At 62.1% G+C, this 22,604-nt stretch carries 25 protein-coding genes and 1 tRNA gene; 15 read left to right on the plus strand and 11 right to left on the minus strand.

Annotated features, from left to right (window positions below; translation table 11 throughout):
- Nucleotides 1–82: 82 nt before the first annotated feature.
- Both BM364_RS14415 and BM364_RS18550 read left to right on the plus strand, forming a co-directional pair.
- Nucleotides 83–1,036, plus strand: coding sequence for a DMT family transporter (locus BM364_RS14415; protein ID WP_092425782.1), 954 nt, complete (start codon nucleotides 83–85; stop codon nucleotides 1,034–1,036).
- Nucleotides 1,037–1,115: 79 nt separating this feature from the next.
- Entirely contained in the window at nucleotides 1,116–2,468 is a 1,353-nt protein-coding gene (locus BM364_RS18550) for a hypothetical protein (RefSeq protein ID WP_175528622.1), read from the plus strand.
- 61 nt (nucleotides 2,469–2,529) lie between these two features.
- On the opposite strand, the gene BM364_RS14425 is transcribed toward BM364_RS18550, so the two are convergent.
- Nucleotides 2,530–3,720: a BaiN/RdsA family NAD(P)/FAD-dependent oxidoreductase gene (locus BM364_RS14425; RefSeq protein ID WP_092425784.1), complete on the minus strand. Its 1,191-nt coding sequence runs from the start codon at nucleotides 3,718–3,720 to the stop codon at nucleotides 2,530–2,532.
- Nucleotides 3,721–4,150: 430 nt separating this feature from the next.
- Here BM364_RS14425 and BM364_RS14430 point away from each other — a divergent pair, with 430 nt between their 5' ends.
- Entirely contained in the window at nucleotides 4,151–5,194 is a 1,044-nt protein-coding gene (locus tag BM364_RS14430) for an aspartate-semialdehyde dehydrogenase (protein WP_092425786.1), read from the plus strand.
- Nucleotides 5,195–5,315: 121 nt separating this feature from the next.
- Nucleotides 5,316–6,197, plus strand: a complete 882-nt coding sequence (locus BM364_RS14435) for an EamA family transporter (RefSeq protein ID WP_092425788.1) — start codon at nucleotides 5,316–5,318, stop codon at nucleotides 6,195–6,197.
- 47 nt (nucleotides 6,198–6,244) lie between these two features.
- On the opposite strand, the gene BM364_RS18555 is transcribed toward BM364_RS14435, so the two are convergent.
- The 3 genes from BM364_RS18555 to BM364_RS14450 form a co-directional block, all read right to left on the minus strand.
- Nucleotides 6,245–6,619 (minus strand): EF-hand domain-containing protein, encoded by a 375-nt coding sequence (locus tag BM364_RS18555; RefSeq protein WP_092425790.1) that lies wholly within the window; start codon nucleotides 6,617–6,619, stop codon nucleotides 6,245–6,247.
- A gap of 95 nt (nucleotides 6,620–6,714) precedes the next feature.
- Complete coding sequence (locus BM364_RS14445) at nucleotides 6,715–6,957, minus strand: EF-hand domain-containing protein (protein WP_092425792.1); 243 nt, start codon at nucleotides 6,955–6,957, stop codon at nucleotides 6,715–6,717.
- A gap of 417 nt (nucleotides 6,958–7,374) precedes the next feature.
- Nucleotides 7,375–8,013 (minus strand): carbonic anhydrase, encoded by a 639-nt coding sequence (locus BM364_RS14450; RefSeq protein WP_092425794.1) that lies wholly within the window; start codon nucleotides 8,011–8,013, stop codon nucleotides 7,375–7,377.
- Nucleotides 8,014–8,085: 72 nt separating this feature from the next.
- Between BM364_RS14450 and BM364_RS14455 the strand changes: the two genes are divergently transcribed.
- Nucleotides 8,086–8,292 carry a DUF1737 domain-containing protein gene (locus BM364_RS14455; protein WP_092425796.1) on the plus strand — a complete coding sequence of 69 codons (207 nt, stop codon included), beginning with the start codon at nucleotides 8,086–8,088 and terminating at the stop codon, nucleotides 8,290–8,292.
- 132 nt (nucleotides 8,293–8,424) lie between these two features.
- On the opposite strand, the gene BM364_RS14460 is transcribed toward BM364_RS14455, so the two are convergent.
- On the minus strand, nucleotides 8,425–9,012 hold the full coding sequence (locus tag BM364_RS14460) for an NUDIX domain-containing protein (RefSeq protein ID WP_092425798.1): 588 nt from the start codon (nucleotides 9,010–9,012) through the stop codon (nucleotides 8,425–8,427).
- Nucleotides 9,013–9,311: 299 nt separating this feature from the next.
- On the opposite strand from BM364_RS14460, the gene sdhC reads away from it, so the two are divergent.
- The 5 genes from sdhC (at nucleotide 9,312) to BM364_RS14485 (ending at nucleotide 13,243) form a co-directional block, all read left to right on the plus strand.
- Nucleotides 9,312–9,698 carry a succinate dehydrogenase, cytochrome b556 subunit gene (gene sdhC / locus BM364_RS14465; protein WP_092425800.1) on the plus strand — a complete coding sequence of 129 codons (387 nt, stop codon included), beginning with the start codon at nucleotides 9,312–9,314 and terminating at the stop codon, nucleotides 9,696–9,698.
- A gap of 2 nt (nucleotides 9,699–9,700) precedes the next feature.
- Nucleotides 9,701–10,093, plus strand: a complete 393-nt coding sequence (gene sdhD / locus BM364_RS14470) for a succinate dehydrogenase, hydrophobic membrane anchor protein (RefSeq protein ID WP_092425801.1) — start codon at nucleotides 9,701–9,703, stop codon at nucleotides 10,091–10,093.
- A 5-nt stretch (nucleotides 10,094–10,098) separates the two neighbouring features.
- The gene (gene sdhA / locus BM364_RS14475) at nucleotides 10,099–11,910 is read left to right on the plus strand and encodes a succinate dehydrogenase flavoprotein subunit (protein ID WP_092426366.1); all 1,812 of its coding nucleotides are present in this window, start codon (nucleotides 10,099–10,101) and stop codon (nucleotides 11,908–11,910) included.
- A gap of 167 nt (nucleotides 11,911–12,077) precedes the next feature.
- The gene (locus BM364_RS14480) at nucleotides 12,078–12,371 is read left to right on the plus strand and encodes a hypothetical protein (RefSeq protein ID WP_092425803.1); all 294 of its coding nucleotides are present in this window, start codon (nucleotides 12,078–12,080) and stop codon (nucleotides 12,369–12,371) included.
- Between the two features lie 89 nt (nucleotides 12,372–12,460).
- The gene (locus tag BM364_RS14485) at nucleotides 12,461–13,243 is read left to right on the plus strand and encodes a succinate dehydrogenase iron-sulfur subunit (protein ID WP_092425805.1); all 783 of its coding nucleotides are present in this window, start codon (nucleotides 12,461–12,463) and stop codon (nucleotides 13,241–13,243) included.
- A gap of 132 nt (nucleotides 13,244–13,375) precedes the next feature.
- On the opposite strand, the gene BM364_RS14490 is transcribed toward BM364_RS14485, so the two are convergent.
- On the minus strand, nucleotides 13,376–13,957 hold the full coding sequence (locus tag BM364_RS14490; protein ID WP_175528623.1) for an acyloxyacyl hydrolase: 582 nt from the start codon (nucleotides 13,955–13,957) through the stop codon (nucleotides 13,376–13,378).
- 161 nt (nucleotides 13,958–14,118) lie between these two features.
- Between BM364_RS14490 and BM364_RS14495 the strand changes: the two genes are divergently transcribed.
- On the plus strand, nucleotides 14,119–15,150 hold the full coding sequence (locus BM364_RS14495; RefSeq protein ID WP_092426368.1) for an LLM class flavin-dependent oxidoreductase: 1,032 nt from the start codon (nucleotides 14,119–14,121) through the stop codon (nucleotides 15,148–15,150).
- A gap of 46 nt (nucleotides 15,151–15,196) precedes the next feature.
- On the opposite strand, the gene BM364_RS14500 is transcribed toward BM364_RS14495, so the two are convergent.
- The 3 genes from BM364_RS14500 to BM364_RS14510 all read right to left on the minus strand — a co-directional run bounded on the left by BM364_RS14500 (nucleotide 15,197) and on the right by BM364_RS14510 (nucleotide 17,715).
- Nucleotides 15,197–15,475 (minus strand): hypothetical protein, encoded by a 279-nt coding sequence (locus BM364_RS14500; protein ID WP_092425809.1) that lies wholly within the window; start codon nucleotides 15,473–15,475, stop codon nucleotides 15,197–15,199.
- A gap of 87 nt (nucleotides 15,476–15,562) precedes the next feature.
- Nucleotides 15,563–16,372 carry a COG3904 family protein gene (locus BM364_RS14505; RefSeq protein WP_244542895.1) on the minus strand — a complete coding sequence of 270 codons (810 nt, stop codon included), beginning with the start codon at nucleotides 16,370–16,372 and terminating at the stop codon, nucleotides 15,563–15,565.
- Nucleotides 16,369–17,715, minus strand: coding sequence for a hypothetical protein (locus BM364_RS14510; RefSeq protein ID WP_092425810.1), 1,347 nt, complete (start codon nucleotides 17,713–17,715; stop codon nucleotides 16,369–16,371). The genes BM364_RS14505 and BM364_RS14510 overlap by 4 nt, the downstream gene beginning before the upstream one ends.
- 197 nt (nucleotides 17,716–17,912) lie before the next feature.
- On the opposite strand from BM364_RS14510, the gene BM364_RS14515 reads away from it, so the two are divergent.
- From BM364_RS14515 to BM364_RS14525, 3 genes are all read left to right on the plus strand, one after another.
- Nucleotides 17,913–18,923, plus strand: coding sequence for a Gfo/Idh/MocA family protein (locus BM364_RS14515; protein WP_092425812.1), 1,011 nt, complete (start codon nucleotides 17,913–17,915; stop codon nucleotides 18,921–18,923).
- Between the two features lie 53 nt (nucleotides 18,924–18,976).
- Nucleotides 18,977–19,990, plus strand: coding sequence for an SDR family oxidoreductase (locus BM364_RS14520; RefSeq protein WP_175528624.1), 1,014 nt, complete (start codon nucleotides 18,977–18,979; stop codon nucleotides 19,988–19,990).
- A 44-nt stretch (nucleotides 19,991–20,034) separates the two neighbouring features.
- Nucleotides 20,035–20,110, plus strand: a tRNA-Ala gene (locus tag BM364_RS14525).
- A gap of 174 nt (nucleotides 20,111–20,284) precedes the next feature.
- Here BM364_RS14525 and BM364_RS14530 read toward each other — a convergent pair.
- Together BM364_RS14530 and BM364_RS14535 are read right to left on the minus strand one after the other, a co-directional pair.
- A complete protein-coding gene (locus tag BM364_RS14530) occupies nucleotides 20,285–20,881 on the minus strand; it encodes a DUF6680 family protein (protein ID WP_092425816.1) in 597 nt (198 codons plus the stop codon).
- A gap of 275 nt (nucleotides 20,882–21,156) precedes the next feature.
- Nucleotides 21,157–21,642 carry a GNAT family N-acetyltransferase gene (locus tag BM364_RS14535; protein ID WP_092425817.1) on the minus strand — a complete coding sequence of 162 codons (486 nt, stop codon included), beginning with the start codon at nucleotides 21,640–21,642 and terminating at the stop codon, nucleotides 21,157–21,159.
- 309 nt (nucleotides 21,643–21,951) lie between these two features.
- Between BM364_RS14535 and BM364_RS14540 the strand changes: the two genes are divergently transcribed.
- Nucleotides 21,952–22,599: a recombinase family protein gene (locus tag BM364_RS14540; RefSeq protein ID WP_092425819.1), complete on the plus strand. Its 648-nt coding sequence runs from the start codon at nucleotides 21,952–21,954 to the stop codon at nucleotides 22,597–22,599.
- Nucleotides 22,600–22,604: the final 5 nt, after the last annotated feature.

Raw genomic sequence — 22,604 nt, forward strand, 5'->3', positions numbered from 1 at the left:
GGCCCTGCCCGGCCTTGCTCTCGCGTCTGCAATGACTGATTTTGCCTTGGAACCGTAACGGCGCGTACGCCCGATTGGCACCATGAGCACATCTCCATCCTCCACCCCGGCTTCAACGGCGGGGATAGATCTTTTCGGCTATGGTCTCGCCTTTTTCGGGGCGGCGCTGTTTTCCACCAAGGGCATCTTCATAAAGCTCGCCTTTGCCGAGGGTGCGACGATCGAGGCGACGCTGGCATTGCGCATGATGCTGTCGCTGCCGGTTTACCTTGCTTTCATGGCCGTCCTGCTGATCCGCAATCCGCGCCTCCGTCCGCTCCTGACGCCGGGGCGCCTATTCGGCGCCATGGCGGTCGGTTCGCTGGGCTATTATGTGTCGAGTTATCTCGATTTTGCGGGTCTTGCTTTCGTGTCCGCCCAATATGAGCGGCTGGTGCTGTTCACCTATCCTTTTTTCGTGCTGCTGTTCGGCGTCTGGTTTTTCGGCGACCGGATGAATTGGCGGCTCGTACCGGCCATGCTGATCAGTTATGGCGGACTTCTGGTGATCTTTACCTGGAACCTCTCGGTCCAGCCCGATGGCCTGCTGATCGGCACGATGCTGGTGCTCGGCTCGGCCCTGACCTTCGCCTTTTACCAGCACCTTGCCAAACGGCAGATGCTGGTTCTGGGCTCGATGCTGTTTACCTGCATCGGCATGTCCACGGCCGCCGTGCTCGCGATCGGCCAAAGCCTGATCGCGGATGGCATCGAGACCTATCGCGCCTTCAGCCCGGACCTGTGGATGATCGGCATCATGCTCGGCGTCTTCGGCACGGTGCTGCCATCCTTTCTGCTCAATGGCGGCATTTCCCGCATCGGCGCACGGGCAACCTCAGCCACGGCATCCTTTGGTCCGATTGTAACAATCGTACTCGCCGTCTTTGTTCTGGGCGAAGAGTTCACTTTTATCCACGCCATCGGAACGGGGCTCGTGCTGCTTGGAAGCTGGCTTTTTGCCCGCACCGACCGGCACAGCCGCCAGGATCGGAAATAATTCGATGCACCAAAGTTTTCGGCTGCCACAAAGCCGCTATAGTCTGCCGATCACATGGCGGTGAACCGGAGAGACAAAGATGCGCACCTTTCGTCACGTCCTGGCGGGCAGTCTGCTCGGCCTCGTGCTGATCAATGGTACAGCCGTGCCGAGCCTGGCCCAAAGCAGCCAAAACCCTGGCGTCACCGATATCGATTTTGGTGACGACAGCTCGGATTGGGCCAAGGATGGCGAATGCGACGATCCGCGCTTTGAAGGTCCCGGCACGGCCGACGAGCTGGTGGATGCGGATCTGATGAAGGACGCGACCGACTGCCGGGCGGCTTACGAGGCGGGCACGGTCACCCTGCGCGTTCCCGCCGATCCCCCGCCGCCCCCACCCGTCGTCTTCACCCCGCTCGACCAGCCCGATGCCGACGCGATCGATTTCGGCGACGATAGCTCGGAATGGGCGCGCGACGGGGAGTGCGACGATCCCCGCTTCACCGGGCCCGGCACGGCGGCCGAACTCGTCGAAGCCGACCGCATGAAGGATGCCACCGATTGCCGCGCAGCTTTCGAGGCGGGAACCGTGACGCTGATCGAGGAGAAGGAGGCCGAGCCTCCCAATGAAGGCGCTGCAACACCGCAAAACCCGGTGAGCCGCAGCATCGACGATATCGAGTTTGGCGACGATAGCTCGGAATGGGCACGCGATGGCGAGTGCGACGATCCCCGTTTCACCGGCCCCGGCACGGCGGCCGAGCTCGTCGAGGCGGACCGCATGAAGGACGCCACCGATTGCCGCGCAGCCTTCGAGGCGGGCACCGTGACCCTGCGCGACGAGGAAACGGAGGCGCAGCCCCCCCTCAGCGCAATCGACTTCGGCGATGATTCCTCCCACTGGGCACGCGACGGGGAATGCGATGATCCGCGCTTTACCGGACCCGGCGTTGCCGGAACGACGCTTGACGAGGACATCAAGCGCGACGCCACCGATTGCCGCGCAGCCGTGGAAGCGGGTACCGCCACCTATACTGGCGAGCGCGAAGCAGCCGAATTCGATTTCGGTTCGGATTTTTCCCGCTGGGCCAATGACGGTGAATGCGACGACCTGCGCTTCGAAGGCCCCGGCACCAACAAGAAACTGCTTGCCGAAGACCTGATGGGCGACGCCACCGACTGCAGGACGCTTCTGGAGGAGGGCAAGGTCTCGATCCGGCTGGTTTATACGCCCGAATATGCGGCCGGTGCGCCCTATGACAGCAGCGGCATCGATTTTGGCGACAATTCCTCGAGCTACAGCAATGACGGAGAATGCGACGATCCGCGCTTCGAAGGTCCGGGCACCGCAACGACGCTGCTCGACAGCGACCGCCTGGCCGACGCCGATGATTGCCGCGAGGCCTATGAAGCGGGCACGGTGGTGCTGATCGAGAGCGAGCGCGACTAGGTTTCTTGCCCAGCCTTCAAGCTGGGCGCTCCGCTGCTGCCGGGCCTCTGCGCGGCAGCAGCTAGGCTGCCTGACCGGCAGCGTAGCCGGAAGCCCAGGCCCATTGAAAATTGTAGCCGCCGAGCCAACCGGTGACATCGACCGCTTCGCCGACAAAATAAAGGCCCGGTACCTCGCGGGCCATCATGGTCTTGGCATCGAGCCCGCGCGTCTCGACGCCGCCCAGCGTCACTTCGGCGGTGCGATAGCCTTCCGAGCCCACCGGCTTCAGCGTCCAGTTCTTGACCTGGTCGGCTGCGGCCATGAGCTTTTTGTCCGAAAGATCGCCGATCATGCCTTTTTGGCTGATCATGTCGCCCGCGAGCTGGGCAAGGCGTTTGGGAAGCCGGGCCGACAGGATCGTCTGGATATGCAGCTTGGGCTGGGTCTTGCGGGCCGATTGCAAGAACTCGAGTGCGTCGAGCTCGGGCAGGAGATCGACCGAGATCGTGTCGCCCTCGCGCCAATAGGACGAGATCTGGAGGATCGAGGGGCCGGACAGGCCCCGATGGGTGAAAAGCAGCGCTTCCTGAAACCGCGTTTTGCCGTGGCCGACCACCGCCTCGGTGGAAACGCCAGCAAGCGGCTTGAGCTGCTCCAGGGCCCCTTCCTCGAAGGTCAGGGGCACAAGGGCGGGCCGTGTATCGGTGACGGCAAGGCCGAACTGCTTGGCAAGGCCATAGGCAAAGCCGGTTGCGCCCATTTTGGGGATCGACTTGCCGCCCGTGGCGACGACGAGGCTTTCACAGGTGACATAGCCATCGCCCACCAGCGCGCGAAAGCCGGTCTCGGTTTTTTCGACCGATCCGACGGCGCGGCCAGTCCAGATGGCGGCACCAGCCGCGCGCAGATCATCGATCAGCATGGACACGATCTGGGTCGCCGGACCATCGCAGAACAGCTGGCCAAGCGTCTTTTCGTGAAAGGCGATGCCGCGCTTTTTGACGCGCTCGACGAACATGTCGGGCGTGTAGCGCGACAGGGCCGAAAGGGCAAAGCGCGGATTGGACGAGAGGAACCGCTCCCGGCCCAGGACATGGGTGGCATTCACATTGGTGAAATTGCAGCGCCCCCCGCCCGAGATGCGGATTTTTTCGCCGGGATTGCGCGCATGGTCGACAACCAGCACCCGCCGCCCGCGCCGTCCCGCTTCGATGCCCGCCATGAGCCCGGCCGCGCCGGCGCCAAGAATGATGATGTCGAAATCGGTCATGGAAGGCCCTTGGTGTCTCTGTGGCGCACTCGCACCACAGCGCTGCCCGGGAAGATGATCCGCGAGCCATTTTGGAAGGGATATGCGCCGCAACCGGGCTCGGGATCAAGAGCGCGGACGCCTTTGTGAGGGCTGAAGCACCCCCAAGCAAATCGTCTGCGGGATCATTGATCTCTTTCCTATAAGCGAGTATGACAAGTCCTGCTGTTCACTCAACTGCATATCGTCGTCATGCGCTTTTTCGGCCACATAGCCGTGTTCATGGCCTCCCGGTCGTCCACCGGGGGCGTGCTTGCCATGACCAAATCCACCAAAACCGCCTGACGCTTTTCCCTGGGTTCCGCTCCCGCCAGGGAGAGGCCTCAAAGCACTGACCGCGATGGCTGGCATCGCGCGGGGGCGGACATGGTAAGGGACCGGAGTTCCAAATATGGGTTATCGCGTCGCAGTCGTCGGGGCCACGGGTAATGTTGGCCGCGAAGTTCTCAACATCCTCGCCGAGCGCAAGTTTCCGGCCGACGAGGTCTTTGCCCTCGCCTCGTCCCGTTCGATCGGCAAGGAACTCAGCTTTGGCGACAAGATCCTCAAGACGCGGGATCTGCAGCATTTCGACTTCTCGACCGTCGATTTCGCCATCATGTCGGCGGGCGGCTCGATCTCCAAGGAATGGGGTCCCCGCATCGCTGCGGCCGGCGCCATCGTGATCGATAATTCCTCCTATTGGCGCTATCATTCGGATGTGCCGCTGGTGGTACCCGAGGTCAATGGCCATGTGCTCGAGCGCTGGCTGGCGGACCCCAAGCGCACCGGCATCATCGCCAATCCTAATTGCTCGACGGCCCAGCTCGTGGTCGCGCTCAAGCCGCTCCACGATGCGGCAACCATCAAGCGCTGCGTGGTCTCGACCTATCAATCGGTTTCGGGCGCCGGCAAGGAAGGCGTCGACGAGCTCTGGAACCAGACCAAGGGCATTTTCGTCAACGATTCCCCGAGCCCGCAGAAGTTCACCAAGCAGATCGCCTTCAACGTCATTCCCCATATCGATGTGTTCATGGAAGACGGCTACACCAAGGAAGAGTGGAAGGTGCTGGCCGAAACCAAGAAGATCCTCGATCCCAAGATCAGGGTTACCTGCACCGCCGTGCGTGTGCCGGTCTTCGTGGGCCATTCCGAAGCGGTTAATCTGGAATTCGACAAGCCCCTTTCGGCCGACGAGGCACGCGATATCCTGCGCGAGGCGCCGGGGATTGCCGTGCTCGACAAGCGCGAAGCTGGCGGCTACGCGACGCCAGTCGAAACCGTGGGCGAATATGACACCTATGTCAGCCGGATCCGCGAAGACGTGACGGTGGAAAACGGACTGGCGCTCTGGGTCGTGTCCGACAATCTGCGCAAGGGCGCCGCGCTCAACACCATCCAGATCGCCGAAACCCTGATCGAAAAGGGTTACAAGGCCCGCGCCCTGGCTGCCTGAATTCTGGCCCCGGCCTGGCTTCTTCCCTTGGAGAGGTCAGGTGGGGCGATCTTTGCCACATGGCTCGTACGCGCCATCAGCGCTTGAGGCGGCGCCTGACTGGGCATAGAAGCGATTGGCCATGCCCATTCGCCACATTCTCCTTGCCCTTCTGGTTGTTGCCATCTGGGGCTTCAATTTCGTCGTGATCAAGCTCAGCGTCGAGGCTCTGCCCCCGATCCTGGCGGCTGCCCTGCGCTTTGCAGCGGCCGCCTTTCCCGCCGTTCTCTTTGTCCGGCCGCCCAAGGCGCCGGCCTGGATCGTGATTGGTTTCGGCATCAGCTTCGGCTTTGCCCTTTATGCCTTTCTCAACATTGCCATCGCCTGGGGCATGCCGGCGGGGCTCTCCTCGCTGGTGCTGCAGACGCAGGCCTTTTTCACCATGGCCATGGCGTTTCTGTTTCTGGGCGAGAGGCCCCGGCGGTTTCAAATCATCGGGGCGGCAGTGGCCTTCGGCGGCATCGGCGTCATCGCGCTCGAACGGCTCGAGGGTGCCGGCTTCGTGCCGCTTCTGATGGTGGTGCTGGCGGCAGCGGCCTGGGGCCTTGCCAATGTGCTGACCAAAAAGGCAGGCAAGGTGAATGCGGTGTCCTTCACCGTCTGGGGTTCGCTGGCCGCCCCGCTTCCGCTCCTGGCGCTGTCGCTTGCGGCCGAAGGCGGAGATACGATCCTTGCCGCGCTCGCGGGATTTTCACCGTCCGACGCGGCGCTGATCGCGTTTCTGGCCTATCCCGCAACGCTTCTGGGTGGCGGAATCTGGAGCTGGCTCCTCGGCCATCATCCCGCTTCCACGGTTGCGCCCTTTACCCTGCTAGTGCCGATCACCGGGCTTTTGTCGGGTTATCTCGTGTTTGGCGAAACCATCACCCCCGTCGAGATTGCCGGAGGGGCGCTCGTTATTCTGGGATTGATCGTGACGCTGCTGAAATCGCGCCTGCCCGAGCCGCGCGTAAGGCTCGACTGAGCGGGGGCCGCCCACCCCTGCCGGGATCGGCGGCCGCCCACACGGGTCTAGTTGACCAGTGATTCCACCGGAGCCACAGCGTCGCCTTCGAGCGGAGCCGTGCTCATCGGCTCGGGCACGCCCAGGGGATCAGCGCCAAGGGGTGCCGGTGCGCCCAGCGGGTCGGCGCCGGTGGCCTCAGGCGAGGGAACCGCGCTCGGCTGCAGCGTGTCGAGCTGTTCTGGGGTGAGGCCCCCTGTGGAATCGGTGTCGGCGGCAGCAAATTCTTCCTGGGTCAGGTCGGGCCAGATCACCGAAAGCTCTTCATAGCTCAGCATCCCATCGCCATTGGTGTCGACATCGGCAAAGGTCAGGGGCACCTGCGCCAGGGCGGGGGTGGCGAGAAAGCCTGTGGCCACAAGGCCGATCGCGAATTTATGCATAGTCTACTCCGGGAGGATGTGGCGCTTCAGCAGCACCGGGAACGCGAGGCCACCCCAGGGAGGAGTGGGGTGGCCAGCGAGAGGAAGCTGGAGGCCTAGTTGGCCGGAGCCGCACCACTGAGGGCTGCATATTGCTCCGGCGTCAACTCGCCGGTGCCATCGACATCGGCTGCCGCAAAGGCTTCTTCGGTCAGATCAGGCCATGCCGCCTGCGCCTCGACAAAGGAAACGCCGCCGCTCATATCGGTATCGACCGATGCGAAATCGGTGGCTGCCTGCGCAAAGGCTGCGCCGCTCATGCCAAGAACGATCAGGGAGGAAAGGACGATCTTCTTCATGGGATTGCTCCATGCTCGGGAAAAGGCGAAACCGGAAATTCCGTTTCCGACGGGACGCTCTCCGGCGGCCCATGACCGAGAGACTGACGGGGCAATGTGTCGGTCGACCGACCACACAAAGGCGTGATCGGACAGAAGTCGGGGCGATTTCGGGGCTGCCTCACAAGCCCGAAGCGCACGTATCAGAGAGTAAAGAAGCGATCGATAAGACGAGTTCTCAAGTCATTTGGGATGACAATTGATCACGATTGGAACGCGCCAAGTCCGATTTTGCGACGAAAGCGGGGCTTGGGCCGTTTTGTTTGCCGTTCAATTGGGCAAAAGCGAAAAAGCATCGAACAGCGGTGGCGGCTGCTTTCTAGACCAAAAAAATGCCCGGCAGAGCCGGGCATGGATGGTGCTGAAGACTGGGTCCAGTCAGAGGGCGGGGCGGATGAAATCGCCGCTTTCGTCCATCACCCAGAGCTCACCGGAGGAAATATCGAACCAGGCACCATGGATGGCAAGCTGGCCCTCTTGTTCGAGCGCGGCGACATAGGGGAAGGTGCGCAGGTTGCGGATGGAGTTGCGGATCGAAATCCGCTCCATCGCGGTCTGGCGTTCGCTGGCCGTCAGAAGATCGTTCTGCCCCAGCTGGCTCGGCAACTCGCCCAGCATGCTCATCCACTTGCCGATGAAATCGCCGGAGTCGAGCGGCTTCATGGCCGGATCGAGCGCCGCCTTGATGCCCCCGCAGCGGCCATGGCCCATCACCACGATGTTGGCGATGTTGAGCCCCTTGATGGCGAACTCGATCGCGGCGGACGTCCCGTGCTGGCCACCATCGGGCTGGTAGGTGGGCACGAGATTGGCCACATTGCGCAGGACGAACATTTCGCCCGGTCCCGCATCAAAGATCATTTCCGGCGCCGCGCGGCTGTCGCAGCAGGCGATCATCAATGTGGTTGGGGTCTGGCCGGCCGAAGCAAGGTCGCGATAGCGGTCCCGTTCGCGCGAATAGCGACCGGACATGAAATTGGCGTGGCCGTCGAGCAGGTGCTGAGGAAAGCTGTGCATGCTTTTTCGATTAGCGCTAAGAGGCGGCAGAATCAATCGCCGCGCACGGGCGTGGAGTCATAGGGGATATGCATGCTCATCTACCGCTATCTGACCGGGGAAGACGATTCCGCTTTCTGCCACAAGGTCACCAAGGCGCTCTCCGAAGGCTGGCAACTCTATGGCGACCCCAGCTATGCCTTCGACCCCCTGAGCAAGAAGATGCGCTGCGCGCAGGCGGTCACACGCGTCGCCCGCGACCAGCCCTATGACCCCGACAAGAAGCTCGTCGATTTCTAGGATTTTCGTCCGGGGGCGTGGCTGAGCTGGCCCCTTCCCCGGCCTGCCAGTCGAGCATAGCTCTCAAGGGATCTTCGCCATGCGCTCCACTGGAGCAAATGCGGTTACCCTGGATGGGGCCTGGGCCAAGGTCTAGCGGCGCTGGAGCCGTTCCAGCGCCAGGTGCTGCAGCAGGATTGTTGTCGTGCCATCGATGATTCGGCCATCGGAGAGGGCGGCAAGGGCGTCGGGGATGGCCAGTTCGACAAGTTCGATCTCTTCTCCCTCTTCGGCAAGGCCACCGCCAGCGTGGCGGCGGGTTGTCGCGTCATATTCACCGATGAAGAGGCTCACCCGTTCCTTGAGCGAGCCGGGCGAGAGATAGCAATCCCGGATATGGCGGATGTTCTGGGGAGCATGGCCGGTTTCCTCCTCGGCCTCGCGCCGAACGCAGGCAAGGGGATCGTCACCCTCGAGAAGCCCCGCGCAGGCTTCAAGGATAAAGCAGTTTTCATCGCCATTGGCGAGAACCGGATAGCGGAACTGGCGCACCAGAAGCACGGTGTCGCGGCCGGGATCGACAAGGAGGATCGAAGCAGCGTCGCCGTGATCATAGACTTCGCGCGTCATGGGCGTGACTGTCCCATCATCGCGGCGATAATCGATCCTCGTGCTGGTCAGCCGCCCCCAACCCTGGGCCAGAAGCTTGGTCTCGATGACGGTGATCTTGGAAGAAGACATGGGCGCGCCCGGTATGATGTGTGGCTTGGTCTAGCACTCGCTCAGCTGCGCGCCAAAGCACAAAGAGCGCACGGCAGGGTGCGCGCGCAGGACACGTAGAGCGAGTCTGCCACAGCAAATTCCCACGAGCGGCCCGCGCCCATTCTGTGCGATAGGCGAACAAAGTGCGCTATTCGCCAAGGCAGGTAGCGAAAAGCCTGAAACTGCTTTGATTCGGTAATATATGCGGGCTAGAAACCCTCGAACTATTCCAAACTGGACGACCCCACGCGTCCCAAATTCCTGGCCCCGGAAACCCAATGTCCGTCAGAGCTCGACCCACGTCCCCGCACCTGCAGATCTATCGCTGGACCATCACCATGGCCATGTCGATTCTTCATCGCATGACCGGCATCGCCAATTATGCCGGGATGGCCTTGCTGGCGATCTGGCTGATTGCCGCCGCCATGGGGCAGGAGCCGCTGATGGCGCTTAACTTCATCTATGGCAGCTGGTTCGGACAGATCGTGCTGTTCGGATTTTCCTGGAGCCTTGTGCACCATATGTGCGGGGGCCTCAGGCACTGGGTGTGGGACTTCGCCGCGATGATGGAGCCGGGACAGCGCGAGGCCATGGCCTGGGCGACTATCGCCGCTTCGGTGGTGATCACCCTTTTGATCTGGACCGTCTTTGTGTGGGCAGCCTGAACATGCGCGAAACCATTATCACCCGCGAACAAGTCGCCAATCCCCGCACCCATTACGGTGACGCCAAAGCCTCGACGCGCCACTTCATCACCCAGCGCGTGACCGGACTGATCAACGTCGTTTTTCTTGGCTTCCTGCTCTTTATTGTGGTGCGCCTCGCCGGGCAGGATCGCGCCGACATGGTCGGCGTGATCGGCAATGGCTTTATCGGCATCCCCTTCGCCGTGCTGATCGGCATCGTTGCGGTCCACATGCGCAATGGCATGCGCGATACGCTCGAGGATTACCTTCATGGCCGCATGTATAGCCTTGCCATGATGCTCAATACGCTCTTTTGCCTGATCGTCGGCCTTGCCGCGATCGGCGCCATCGTCAAAATCGTCTTCTGGGGTTGATCACCATGGCTCAATACGAACTGATCGACCACGAATTCGACGTGGTGGTGGTCGGCGCCGGTGGCGCAGGCCTGCGCGCGACCCTGGGCATGGCCGAGCAGGGCTTCAACACCGCCTGCATCACCAAAGTTTTCCCGACGCGCTCGCATACCGTGGCAGCCCAGGGCGGCATTGCGGCTTCGCTCCAGAACATGGGGCCCGATAGCTGGCAGTGGCACATGTACGACACCGTCAAGGGATCGGACTGGCTGGGCGATAATGACGCCATGGAATATCTGGCGCGCGAGGCGCCGGCCGCGATCTATGAACTGGAACATTATGGTGTTCCGTTCAGCCGCACCCAGGATGGAAAGATCTATCAGCGCCCGTTTGGCGGCCACATGACCGAATTCGGCGATGGCCCGCCGGTGCAGCGCACCTGCGCCGCGGCTGACCGCACGGGCCACGCGATCCTCCACACGCTCTATGGCCAGTCGGTCAAGAACGACGCGCAGTTCTTTATCGAATATTTCGCGCTCGATCTGATCATGGGCGAGAATGGCGAATGCCAGGGCGTCATCGCCTGGAAGCTCGACGACGGCACGCTCCATCGCTTCCGCGCCAAGATGGTGGTGCTGGCGACCGGCGGATATGGCCGCTCCTATTTTTCGGCGACTTCGGCCCATACCTGCACGGGCGACGGCAATGGCATGGTGGCCCGCGCCGGCCTGCCGCTGCAGGACATGGAATTCGTGCAGTTCCACCCCACCGGCATCTATGGCGCTGGCGTTCTCATTACTGAGGGTGCACGTGGCGAGGGGGGATATCTCACCAACTCCGAAGGCGAGCGTTTCATGGAGCGCTATGCGCCTAACGCCAAGGATCTTGCCTCGCGGGACGTCGTTTCGCGCTGCATGACGCTCGAAATCCGCGAAGGGCGCGGGGTCGGTCCCAACAAGGACCACATCTATCTCCACCTCGATCATCTCGATCCGAAGGTGCTGCATGAGCGCCTGCCAGGGATCACCGAATCGGCAAAGATCTTTGCCGGTGTCGATCTCACGCGCGAGCCGATCCCGGTCCTGCCGACCGTCCACTACAATATGGGTGGCATCCCGGCCAATTATCATGGCGAAGTGCTCAACCCGACGGCGGACGATCCCAACCGCATCGTGCCGGGCCTGATGGCTGTGGGTGAAGCCGCCTGCGCCTCGGTGCACGGCGCCAATCGTCTGGGCTCCAATTCCCTGACCGATCTTGTGGTTTTTGGCCGCGCTGCCGCGATCCGCGCTGGGCAGGTTCTCGACAAGTCGTCGCCTGTGCCCGGCATCAATGCTGCCGAGGATGCCAAGATTCTCGCGCGCTTTGACCGCCTGCGTAACGCCAATGGCTCCCAGCCGACCGCAAAGCTGCGCGACGAAATGCAGCGCACCATGCAGGCCGATGCCGCCGTGTTCCGCACCGACGCTTCGCTCAAGAACGGCGTCGAAGCGATGAGCGAGATCTATGGGCGTCTCCATGACGTCAAGGTTTCCGACCGCTCGCTGATCTGGAACTCCGATCTCGTTGAAACGCTCGAACTCGAGAACCTGATGGCCTGCGCCATGGCAACGGTTGTGTCGGCCGAAGCGCGCCATGAATCGCGCGGCGCTCACGCCCATGAGGACTTCCCCAATCGCGACGACGTGGAATGGCGCAAGCACACGCTGGCGCTGGTCGATATCGACACCGGCAAGGTCGAATTGTCCTATCGCCCGGTGATCACCGACCCGCTCACCCCCCTTGATCAAGGCGGCATCGATCTCAAGAAGATCGCCCCCAAGGCGCGCGTCTACTAAGGCTCGGACCATGTGCGAACAATGCCAGGGATTTGACGACGAGGATGTGGATGCGTTGGCGGCAGCTTTTGTGGCTCGCCGGGCGGCAACCCAAAAGTCTGCGGCAACGTCGCACGCGCTCCTTTATCGCAGGGCGCCTGTTGTCCCGGCCACCAAGGAAAAGCCCAATGGCTAACAAGGCTCTTGCCGTTTTGGCTCTTTCATTCGTCTCGGTCGCGCCAGCTTTTGCTGCCGCGCCCACTGCCGGGCAAAAGGACGAGTTTTACCGGGTCTGCATGGGTATCGCCCAGGACGCGGCACTTTGCGGATGCAAGGCGGATGCGGCCATGACCCTGATCGACGAGCGCTTCATGAATGTGGTCATCGCCTCGATGAAGGGCGGCTCGCCCGCCGCCGCCGATTACAACGCCTACAACACCTATGTCGCCAAATCGAACCAGGTTTGTAAGCCGAACTATTGATTTTTTGGGCTTTGACCCAGAGCCCTGACGACACTGAACTGAACAGCCTTTCGGACGACCCACGCGTCCGCCTCTGAAGGAACAAAAGAATGGCCGAACTGACGCTTCGCAAGGCCGACCAGCCGCAAAAGGGCAAGACCTGGCCCAAACCCGAAGGGGCGACGCGCCTCCGCGAATTCCATGTCTATCGATATGATCCGGATAAGGCCGACAATCCGCGGATCGACACCTATTTCGTCAATCTCGACGATTGCGGCCCGATGATTCTCGATGCGCTGCTCTATATCAAGAACAAGGTCGATCCGACCCTGACGCTGCGCCGCTCCTGCCGCGAAGGCATTTGCGGATCGTGCTCGATGAACATCAACGGGCTCAACACGCTGGCCTGCACCAAGGGCATGGATGATTCCACCGGCCCCGTGAAGATCTATCCCCTGCCCCACATGCCGGTGGTCAAGGATCTCGTCCCGGACCTGACGACCTTTTACGCCCAGCACCGCGCGATCGAGCCCTGGCTCAAGACGACTTCGCCCACGCCGGAAAAGGAATGGACGCAGTCGGTCGAAAACCGCGCCAAGCTCGACGGGCTTTACGAGTGCATCCTCTGCGCCTGCTGCTCGACCTCGTGCCCGAGCTATTGGTGGAACGGGGAAAAATATCTCGGCCCCGCCGCGCTTCTCCAGGCCTATCGCTGGCTGATCGATTCGCGCGACGAAACCACGTCCGAGCGCCTCGATAATCTTGAAGACCCCTTTAAGCTCTACCGCTGCCACACGATCATGAACTGCGCCAAGGTCTGCCCCAAGGGCCTCAACCCGGCCAAGGCCATCGCCCAGATCAAGAAGATGATGGTGGAACGCAAGGCAGCCTGATCCCCAGCGATGCAGGGCGCAAAAAACCCGCGGCGCAGGCTGCGGGTTTTGTTTCGGCAATCTTGCGCCTACTGCGCTTGAGGGTTTTGTAGGGGGGTGACACCAGGGTCAGGGCATCGGGCTGGCGGCGTGCTAGAACTTCCAGCCCACCCGCACGCCGAAATTGGAGAGGCCGGCATTGGCCTCGCACCAGTCATTGTTGGACGTGTGCTCATAAGTGACGGTGGCGGTGACATTGTCCGAGAGATTGGCCCCGATGCCGAAGCGCTCGTAGAAATTGACGCGGCAGCCGAAATTCTTCTGCGGTGGCGGCGCGCCGACCAGCGCGCCATTATGGATGGCCGCCCCGAACGTGCCTTCAAGATAAAGCGGCGTGTCGAAAATGGGCAATTGCCAGGTCAGGCCGGCGTGAAGCAGGCTTTCCTTGCCGCCCAGATGAATGGTCGTGCCGATTTCGGGCCGGGGCGAGCCGATCCAGCGAAAGGCGTCGATCTCGGGCGAGGTGAACAGCACATCGAAGCTGACGCTGCGCAATTCGGTGAAACGCCATTCATTGACGAGAAAAGGCAGGGCCGCGTGGTGGACATCATAGGATTGCAGCCCGAACCGCAATTCGTCGACGACCCCGGCAAGGGGATGCGGATCGTAAAGGCTCTGCGCTCCGGCCGGAACGACGCCTAGTCCAAGCATTGTGATCAGGAGGATACGCCGCACAACTCTCTCTCCGGTTTCAGGCACTCTAGCACATTCAACGGCAAACGCACGCCTTCTGTCCCCGGCGACTGCGCCAAATGAATGGCAGAGTTCGCGGCTCTGGGGGTGGAAGTTCATCGGTATATACCGATATAGGGGCGACGTGCTTTATGGAGTTGCCCATGTCCCCCCCGTTCAAACTCTCGCTTCAGGATCTTGCCCCCATTGCCCAGGGCAGTTCTACGGCAGAAGCCATGGGCGAAACGGTCAAGCTGGCCACGGCCGCGGACCAGCTGGGCTACCATCGGCTCTGGTATGCCGAACATCATGGCATGCCCTCGATCGCCTCCTCGGTGCCTGAAATCCTGATCGGCAGCGCGGCCGCAGCGACCAAGGGCATTCGCGTCGGCTCGGGCGGCGTCATGCTGCTCAACCATGCGCCCCTGCGCATCGCCGAAGCCTATCGTACGCTCGAAGCGCTCCATCCCGGCCGGATCGATCTGGGCCTGGGACGGGCGCCAGGTGGCGATGGCTATGCCATGCGCGCGCTGCGCTCAGGCGGCGGCGAGGAGTTTTCGCAATATCTTGCAGAGCTCATGGCCTTTGACGAAGACAACTTTCCCCCCGACCACCCGTTTTCGCGCGTGCCGGTTTCGCCGGGCGGCATAACGCTGCCGCCAAAATGGCTGCTGGGCTCTTCGGGTGCCAGTGCCCAGGCTGCAGGGCAGATCGGTTTCGGCTATGCCTTTGCCGCTCACTTTTCCCATACTCCGGCCGCACCGGCCTTTGCCGCCTACCGGGCAGCTTTCGAGCCTTCTCTCGATTTTCCCGCGCCCAAGACCATTCTCTGCCTGTCGGTGATCGCAGCGCCGAGCGAAGAGGAAGCCAGGTTCATCGCTACCTCGCAGGCGGTGAGCTGGGCGCTGTTCGTGACGGGGGAGCAACGCCAGCTGATGCCGCCCGAGGAAGCCAGCGACAGGCTGAGCACGCTGACCCCGCAACAGCAGCAGGTGATCGCCCATCAGGGCAGTCTCTGGATGGTCGGCAGCGCCGAACGCATGGCCGAAGAGATCACGCAAAAGGCCATTGCGGCGGGAGCCGACGAAGTGATGATCACGACGACCATCCACTCCTATGCCTTGCGCCGACGCTCTTTCGCGCTTCTGGCCGAGGCGCTTGGCGTTGCGCCGCGCGTGGAAGCGGGCACGGCATGAAAATAAAAAGGCCCGGCTGCACCCCGGGCCTTTTCGTTAACTTCGGTTAGTTCAGCGCCGAGCGCGACACCAGCTCGCACGCGCCATCGGGTGCAACGCGCAGAGCCAATTGCTGACGGTCGAGTTCGGCAAACCAGGCGTTCCAGGAGACGGGGCTCATGCCATCGTCGATCGAGCCGCCATGGCTGCGCACGAAACGCAGCAAAAGCTGGGCTTTTTCGCCGCCGAAGCGGTTGCGGACACGGGCGATAGCCGGCGTTCCATGGCGGTCGCACACCCAGTTCTGGATGTCGCTGTGGCGCGTCAAAGTATGCGTATCAGACATTCTGGCCTCCTCCTCAGGCTTATGATCGGCAGATTTCGCCGTTATCACCCCAATGAACAGGGTCCTCCTGCGGTTCCCTGGGGCGCATCAATTCTCCATAGGCTCGGTGACAAGCTTGAGACGCTGCATTTCCTCCCATGAAAAATAATAGAGCCGCTCAGGCGGTGTATCGAGGGCATGGAGCCAGAGGGCCGGATCGACCCCCATATCAGTGAGATAGCGGGTGATGCGGGCGGTGGTCGACTGCGCGTCGGACATCGCAATGCCTGCAACGGCCAGGGCATCGGCGGCACCATCACCAAGGCTGGCCGCATAGATCTGGTGCACCCCGATGGCCGATTGAGGCTCGCCGAAGCGCTCGGCGCCCCCGGCAAAGACCAGCGGACAGGAGGAGGCGCAAAGGCTTCCGGCAGGGACCATGGTGGCAAGACCCTTTTCGTGAACGAGACTGCCGATCTCCAGGGCGTCCATCACCGATCCTCCGGGCGAATCGAGAACCACAGTTTCCACATATTCGCCGCGCGCTTCAATCTCGGCCGCAAACCGTTGGGCCGAGCCGACATCGATCGTTCCGGTCAGGCGCAGCTCGCCATTTTGCCCAAGATCCATGGCGAGCGGAGACTCAAGAAGATCGGGACTGGTGGTGACCGGCGGCATGGGATGCCCATCGGGGCCATCGAGTGGCTGCGCCGGCGGGAGAATCGGCTGCAGGCTCGGGCCCGGCAGCACCGGCTGGTTCTGCGTCAACTCGCGGAAATCGACAAAGAGAACGCTGGCCGTGCCGGCCAGCATGGCAAAAAAGGCAAAGCGCAGAATAGCGCCATCATCGATGGCGGCCAGCCGCTGGACAAGGCCGGGGCTCGTTGATGCTGCGCGCTGGTTAGCCTCTGTCTTCATGCCGGGCGCGGCCCGTCCGTGCGCTTGCGCTGGGCAGCTTCGATGGGCGTAACGGTGCTCTCTTCCGCCGCTGGCCGCTCTGCCGCTGTTTCAGGCTGCGGCTCGGGCGTATCGGGCTCGGCCGGTTCTGCCTTGCTGGGAGCGATCTCGATGCCCGCCGCTTCCATCTGCCGGTAAAGCGCCATGGCGCGCAGCATTTCGGCCGCCGTGATGTTTTCCGCCGCTTCGAGCGATTCGGAATCGCGCCGCATGGCATCGTTGACGATCATCAGCACCAGCACCAGAACGACCGGCAGGAGATCGATGGAAATGGCGCCGGCCCAGGAGGGAATAAAGTCCTGCCAATAGCGCAAGACTGCTTCGGCGCTCGAAAGGGGCACGAAGCGGCGCTGTTCGACCGCTGGCGTGCCGAGAATCTCATCGGCTGCCGCCGAAAGCGCCGACGATTGCGCCGCGACCGAAGCGCGCACGGTTTCCATCACCTGATCCTGCCGGACGGCAAGATCGGCCGAACGTCCATCGGCCACGGGCGCGATGAACCCGGCCGAAAGATCGGCGGCGGCGCGCTTGACCGAGGGGGCGACATCGGTCTGCTGCAGCGCCGCGATCACGGCCGAGAGCTGCACCGCCTCGCTCTGGAAAGCATCGGCGCGCGGCTCGACCGCACCGGGGGTCGATACTAGTTCGCGCATGGTGGCGAGCCGGGTCGAGCCATCCTCGAACAGCCGGGCCACCTCATCGCGCGAGCCGGTGATGGTGGCGGCGAGCTGGTTCATCTGCGCGCCCATCTGGGTGAGCAATTGCACGACGCTTCCCGAACCCATGGAGCCGGTCAGCGCGCCCGATTCCCGCTCGTCGGCGGCAAGGCCCGAAAAGCGTTCGGCGGCCCGCTGCACATCGGGCAGCAGGCTTTGCGCGGCCAGCGCATTGGCATGGGCCTGGTCGAGATCCTCGGCATAGCCCTGAAGCGTCACGGCCATGTGCTGCTCGGTGGCGGCCGAGCCGGCCAGCGCTGCGGCATTGAGCCAGGAGCTCATCGCCATGATCATCAGGCAGCCGATCGCCATGGTAAGAAAAAGGCCCAGCCGCTGCACGCCCGAGGTCACGAGCGGAATGAACCGCATCATGAAGGTCCAGAAGGCATAGATGGCAACCGAAACGGCGGCCGAATAAATGATGGCGGCGAAAAACACGAAGCTCGCCGAGCCATCGAGAAGGCCCCGCACGCCGAGATAGGTGTAAACCCCCGAGGCGAGCGCCAGCACCGCTAGCGAGAACCGCGTCATGGTTTCGATGCCGCGCACGGTTTCGTTGAGCCGGAAGGCATTGGGCTTGAGCTGCATAAATGTCCCCACAAAACGGCGCGCAAAGGCCACTTAAGCAAATCCTAACACGGCGATCCCGGCAAGAACGAGGCGCAGGGCGAGACGGTTAACGGGCGGGCGATGACACTAGCGTGATAAAGGAGGCAAAGCGGCATGCCCCTTGAACACGGCTGGGATAACCGGCTAGGGCAAGAAAGCAACGGAGGAGCGAACCGATGACCAGAAAGCTGCGCTGGGGGATCTTGTCGACAGCCAATATCGGCATGGCCAAGGTGACCCCCGCCATTCAGCAGGCGGACAATTGCGAGGTGCTGGCCATCGCCTCCCGCGATGGCGACACGGCACGGGCGGCAGCTGGCAGGCTCGGCATTGCCCGGGCCTATGGCTCCTACGAGGAACTGCTTGCCGATCCCGAGATCGACGCGATCTACAATCCCCTGCCCAATCACCTGCATGTCCCCATGACCCTGGCCGCGGCGCGGGCGGGCAAGCACGTGCTGTGCGAAAAACCCATCGCCATCACCGCCGCCGAAGGCGAGCAGTTGCGCCAGGTGCCGGAGGGGATCTGCGTGATGGAAGCCTTCATGATCCGCTTCCACCCGCAATGGCACCGGGCGCGCGAGATCATCCGGTCGGGTGAACTGGGCGAGGTGCGCACCATCAACGCGCTTTTCTCCTATTTCAATGCCAATCCCGACAATGTCCGCAACAAAGCCGATATCGGCGGCGGCGGCATTCTCGATATCGGCTGCTATCCGGTCACCACAGGCCGTTTCCTGTTCGAAGGCGAGCCCGAGCGCGTCGTTTCGTTGGTCGAGCGCGATCCCGGCTTCGGCACCGATCGCCTCGCCAGCGCCATTCTTGATTTCGGGATGGGCAGGCGGCTGACCTTTACCTGTTCGACCCAGCTCGTGCCGCATCAGCGCGTTCAGGTGTTCGGCACCAAAGGCAAGCTCGAGATCGTCATTCCCTATAACGCTCCGCCAAACGAGCGCACAGCGATCACCATCGATACCGGCGCTCCGATCGATGGCTCGCTGGCCCGGCGCGAAATCCTGCCCGCCTGCGATCAATATACCGAACAGGCCCGCGCCTTTGCCGAAGCGGTGCTGGGCAACAAACCCCTGCCCTATGGGATCAAGGACGCCATCGCCTCAATGCGGGTGATCGACGCGCTCTTTGAGAGCGAGCGGACGGAGGGCTGGGCGCGGGTGAACCGCGGCTGACCGCTTGCGTTCCCCTTTCAGCTGCCATCATGGCGCAAGGCGAGGAGACTACGATGACCGACGGAGTGCTGGTAACCGGGATTTCCGGCTTTCTGGGCGGCCATGTGGCGCTGCAGCTGCTTGCTGCCGGCTACCGGGTGCGCGGCAGCGTTCGCGACCTCGGCAAGGAAGGCAGGGTGCGCGATACGCTTGGCCGCGCAGGCGCGGATCTTTCCCGGCTCGAGGTCGTGGCGCTCGATCTCCTGAGCGACACCGGCTGGCGCGAGGCAATGGCGGATATGCGCTTTCTTCAGCATACCGCCTCGCCCTTTTTGCTGAAGACTCCCAAAGATCCCGGCGAATTCGTGCGGCCCGCGGTCGAGGGAACGCGCCGCGCCATCGAAGCCGCTCTTGCAAGCGATATCGAGCGCGTGGTCCTCACCTCCTCGATCGCTGCCATCCAATATGGCCATGCCGATTATGGGAGAGCGCTGAGCGAGACCGACTGGACCGATCCCGCCAGTCCGACAACCAGCGCCTATGCCCGCTCCAAGACCCTGGCCGAACAGGAGGCCTGGCGCCTGATGGACGCGGCGGGGCGGCACGGGGATCTTGCGGTGGTCAATCCCGCCGCCATTCTCGGCCCCCTGCTTGACGAAGATCCCGGCACGTCCTCGGTGCTGGTGAAACGCCTGCTCGATGGCCGCCTGCCGGCCGTACCGAAACTGGCCATGTCGATCGTCGATGTGCGCGACGTGGCGGCGCTCCTGGTCGATGCCATGACCAATCCGGCCGCCGGGGGCGAGCGCTGCATCGCTTCGGAAGGCACCTATTGGATGAGCGACATCGGCGCCATGCTGCGCCCCGCCTTTCCCGACCGGCGCATTCCGACCGGGGAACTGCCGACATGGCTGATCCGGCTGGTTGCCCTGTTCGATGGCGACCTGCGCGACAACATGCACGAGATGGGACAGATGAAGCGCCTCGTGGGCACAAGAGGCGCCGAACGGCTCGGCCGGCCGCTTATTTCCGCCACTGACGCCGCCGTCGCCACCGGCCAGAGCCTTGTCCGCTTCGGCCTCGTCTAGCCTCTTGCCTCCACCCCATCCCTGTCTCATATAATGAGCCGGATGGGGCTGTAGCTCAGTTGGGAGAGCGCGTCGTTCGCAATGACGAGGCCAGCGGTTCGATCCCGCTCAGCTCCACCATTCCGTCAATGTTGTAGTTTTCACGAATAATTCCAACGCCTTACGACAAGCCGCCAACAGCGAAGTACCCCGCTTCGTACCCCATCTGCGTACCCCAAGGCATCGATCTATTTTGTCGAGGGCGACTGCCGCTCTCATGGTTCCACGACCAACCAGGCTATGGCATGCATCAGCTCAAACCGTTGGGTTGACTTCTGGCTGCTGTTCCGGCGTCTCCGGCTTGGAGCCATCCTCAGGCATTGGACGTTCACCGCTGGAAGGGGGCGTGATTGGCAGCAGATGTGCAAAGACACGGATTGCACTCCGGTTCTCAAGCACGTCTAACAAGCGAGATTGGATGTTCCGAGTCCGATCGGCATCATCCACCCATCCCTGTGGGGAATAGGCGCCCTTTAGGATTTGGATCTGGTCTACAGGAGTTCTAACTACTTTGGACATCTCCGAGAGAAGGTAGGCCAAGTCGGTGTTGGCCTTATCGATCAAGTCAGGAACCCTCTCCGGCGTCTTCCACGAGAGATCGCTGAGGGTGGCCATGAGAGTGGCATACCTCTCCAGAACCTTCGGCTTGTTGTGAAAGTGAACCGGCACCATGTTCAGCCCGGAGACGTACTCGGTTGCCAGATTGTTGCGACGGTGTCTCATCAGAACCGCAAACAGCTCCATACGTGCTTGACGGGATAAGCTGTATTGCTGGTACCAGAGCGTGATTAGAACAGCCACGATAGGGCCAGCGAAGGTAGCAGCAACAATAGCGAAGGTGGAACCGTCCATGTGAACTCCTGTATTCACCCTTCAAAATACTGCAAAAATTCAAGCCGCCAAGATCAATGTTTCCGTTCCCCCAATCCCCCCTCTACCCCCCCAAAGCAACAACGTAAGCTGAACAACACGCGATTTATCCTCAGCGGTCCGGCATGATCATTAGACCGTGCCCACGCATTTTAGATTTGGGAACGCAGGGGATTGCTCGGGCGAGCATCTCCGCCCCAGGCACCGGAGACCTACTGCCGTAGCTAAAAGGCAGGCAGTAGGTCACTTGCTCGTAGCTAAAGCTGGCGGAAGTAGCGGGCGACAGGCCAACGGACAAAGCCCGCTCTCTCGTAAGCCGCTCTGGCCGCTGCATGGCCCGGGTCATCCCCAGTTTCCACCATCACCATCTTGAGCCCCCGCTGCTTGATGATGTCAAAGGAGAACTGCAGTAGAGCCGCAGCGATGCCCCGTCGATGGAACGTAGGGTCTACGGCCATAATCCGTACCTCGCCCATTTGATCGAGCGAGTGAAACGCCAAGCCCACCCAACCAACCACGGTGTCCTCAAGCAGAGCTACCCAAACATTATCGGCATCCTGCTGGAGTATGCGCTCGACGTCAGACCGCTGCCGAACCGCCCATCCGTCTGGAAAAAAGTTATCGTAGACGTAAGGCTGCACGACAGGGCGCATGGCGTCGAACACCGGCCCCCATGCCCGAAGAGAAAGTTGGACGATCTGGGTTTCTTGGTCAGCCTTAAACCGTTCAATTCGTATTTCCATTGTCACAGCTCCCGTATGGACGTGAAAAAGCAAACCCGCACGAAGCAGGTCATAATGCGATTTCAAGCTCCTTAACGGAGACGGACGTTGGCGAACGAGGGCATTGCACCACCTTCCAGACGCTCCCATGATCTAACGCCCCGACGAACAAATCAACCTCCCACCCAGAACCCTTGCCCCAGCCGTTCTGGTTCGCTCAGGTGTACCGTTTTCGAACCGGCCAGAACTTGGTTCGCAAAATACCACTTGACCAGTCAAAGCGAACCGCTACAAACCGAACCAGTCAAATCGAACTGGAGAGGTTTCGACATGCTGGTGAGGGCCTACCTTCGAGCATCGACCAAAGAGCAGGACGCGGGGCGGGCCAAGGCTGACCTCGTGGACTTCTGCCAAGCCCGTGGGCTGACCATCGCGGCCACCTACGAGGAGAACGAGAGCGGGGCATCCCTCCACCGCCCGCAGCTCTTCCGCCTGCTGGAGGACAGCCATCCCGGTGACGTGCTTCTCATCGAGCAAGTGGACCGCTTGAGCCGCTTGACGGAAGCGGACTGGGACAAGCTCAAGGGCATGATCAAGGACAAGGGCGTTCGTGTCGTAGCTCTCGACCTTCCCACCTCGCACATGATGATGACGAGCGACGATGGCTTCACCAGCCGCATGTTCGACGCCATCAACTCAATGTTGCTGGACATGCTGGCTGCGATAGCGCGAAAGGACTACGACGACCGGCGCAGGCGACAGGCGCAGGGCATCGCCAAGGCGAAGGCAGAGGGCCGCATGAAGGGCCGTCCCGAGGACGCCACGCGAAACGAAGCCATCATCGCCATGCTCCGTAGCGGGCAGAGCTGGAACACCATCGTAGGGGCGACGGGCGCTTCTCGCTCCACCCTCTCCCGCCTCGCGCAACGCATCAAGGCCGGTGAGACCAACCCCAACCAGACCGCACCGGGCGCTTGAGCTTC

It is taken from the genome of Devosia crocina (assembly GCF_900116545.1).
Taxonomy (GTDB): Bacteria; Pseudomonadota; Alphaproteobacteria; order Rhizobiales; family Devosiaceae; genus Devosia; species Devosia crocina.

Excerpts from the sequence above, each read along its gene's own strand:
- BM364_RS14415 (WP_092425782.1), top strand. The coding sequence starts at position 83 with ATGAGCACATCTCCATCCTCCACCCCGGCTTCAACGGCGGGGATAGAT.
- BM364_RS18550 (WP_175528622.1), top strand. The coding sequence starts at position 1,116 with ATGCGCACCTTTCGTCACGTCCTGGCGGGCAGTCTGCTCGGCCTCGTG.
- BM364_RS14425 (WP_092425784.1), bottom strand. The coding sequence starts at position 3,720 with ATGACCGATTTCGACATCATCATTCTTGGCGCCGGCGCGGCCGGGCTC.
- BM364_RS14430 (WP_092425786.1), top strand. The coding sequence starts at position 4,151 with ATGGGTTATCGCGTCGCAGTCGTCGGGGCCACGGGTAATGTTGGCCGC.
- BM364_RS14435 (WP_092425788.1), top strand. The coding sequence starts at position 5,316 with ATGCCCATTCGCCACATTCTCCTTGCCCTTCTGGTTGTTGCCATCTGG.
- BM364_RS18555 (WP_092425790.1), bottom strand. The coding sequence starts at position 6,619 with ATGCATAAATTCGCGATCGGCCTTGTGGCCACAGGCTTTCTCGCCACC.
- BM364_RS14445 (WP_092425792.1), bottom strand. The coding sequence starts at position 6,957 with ATGAAGAAGATCGTCCTTTCCTCCCTGATCGTTCTTGGCATGAGCGGC.
- BM364_RS14450 (WP_092425794.1), bottom strand. The coding sequence starts at position 8,013 with ATGCACAGCTTTCCTCAGCACCTGCTCGACGGCCACGCCAATTTCATG.
- BM364_RS14455 (WP_092425796.1), top strand. The coding sequence starts at position 8,086 with ATGCTCATCTACCGCTATCTGACCGGGGAAGACGATTCCGCTTTCTGC.
- BM364_RS14460 (WP_092425798.1), bottom strand. The coding sequence starts at position 9,012 with ATGTCTTCTTCCAAGATCACCGTCATCGAGACCAAGCTTCTGGCCCAG.
- sdhC (WP_092425800.1), top strand. The coding sequence starts at position 9,312 with ATGTCCGTCAGAGCTCGACCCACGTCCCCGCACCTGCAGATCTATCGC.
- sdhD (WP_092425801.1), top strand. The coding sequence starts at position 9,701 with ATGCGCGAAACCATTATCACCCGCGAACAAGTCGCCAATCCCCGCACC.
- sdhA (WP_092426366.1), top strand. The coding sequence starts at position 10,099 with ATGGCTCAATACGAACTGATCGACCACGAATTCGACGTGGTGGTGGTC.
- BM364_RS14480 (WP_092425803.1), top strand. The coding sequence starts at position 12,078 with ATGGCTAACAAGGCTCTTGCCGTTTTGGCTCTTTCATTCGTCTCGGTC.
- BM364_RS14485 (WP_092425805.1), top strand. The coding sequence starts at position 12,461 with ATGGCCGAACTGACGCTTCGCAAGGCCGACCAGCCGCAAAAGGGCAAG.
- BM364_RS14495 (WP_092426368.1), top strand. The coding sequence starts at position 14,119 with ATGTCCCCCCCGTTCAAACTCTCGCTTCAGGATCTTGCCCCCATTGCC.
- BM364_RS14500 (WP_092425809.1), bottom strand. The coding sequence starts at position 15,475 with ATGTCTGATACGCATACTTTGACGCGCCACAGCGACATCCAGAACTGG.
- BM364_RS14505 (WP_244542895.1), bottom strand. The coding sequence starts at position 16,372 with ATGAAGACAGAGGCTAACCAGCGCGCAGCATCAACGAGCCCCGGCCTT.
- BM364_RS14510 (WP_092425810.1), bottom strand. The coding sequence starts at position 17,715 with ATGCAGCTCAAGCCCAATGCCTTCCGGCTCAACGAAACCGTGCGCGGC.
- BM364_RS14515 (WP_092425812.1), top strand. The coding sequence starts at position 17,913 with ATGACCAGAAAGCTGCGCTGGGGGATCTTGTCGACAGCCAATATCGGC.
- BM364_RS14520 (WP_175528624.1), top strand. The coding sequence starts at position 18,977 with ATGACCGACGGAGTGCTGGTAACCGGGATTTCCGGCTTTCTGGGCGGC.
- BM364_RS14530 (WP_092425816.1), bottom strand. The coding sequence starts at position 20,881 with ATGGACGGTTCCACCTTCGCTATTGTTGCTGCTACCTTCGCTGGCCCT.
- BM364_RS14535 (WP_092425817.1), bottom strand. The coding sequence starts at position 21,642 with ATGGAAATACGAATTGAACGGTTTAAGGCTGACCAAGAAACCCAGATC.
- BM364_RS14540 (WP_092425819.1), top strand. The coding sequence starts at position 21,952 with ATGCTGGTGAGGGCCTACCTTCGAGCATCGACCAAAGAGCAGGACGCG.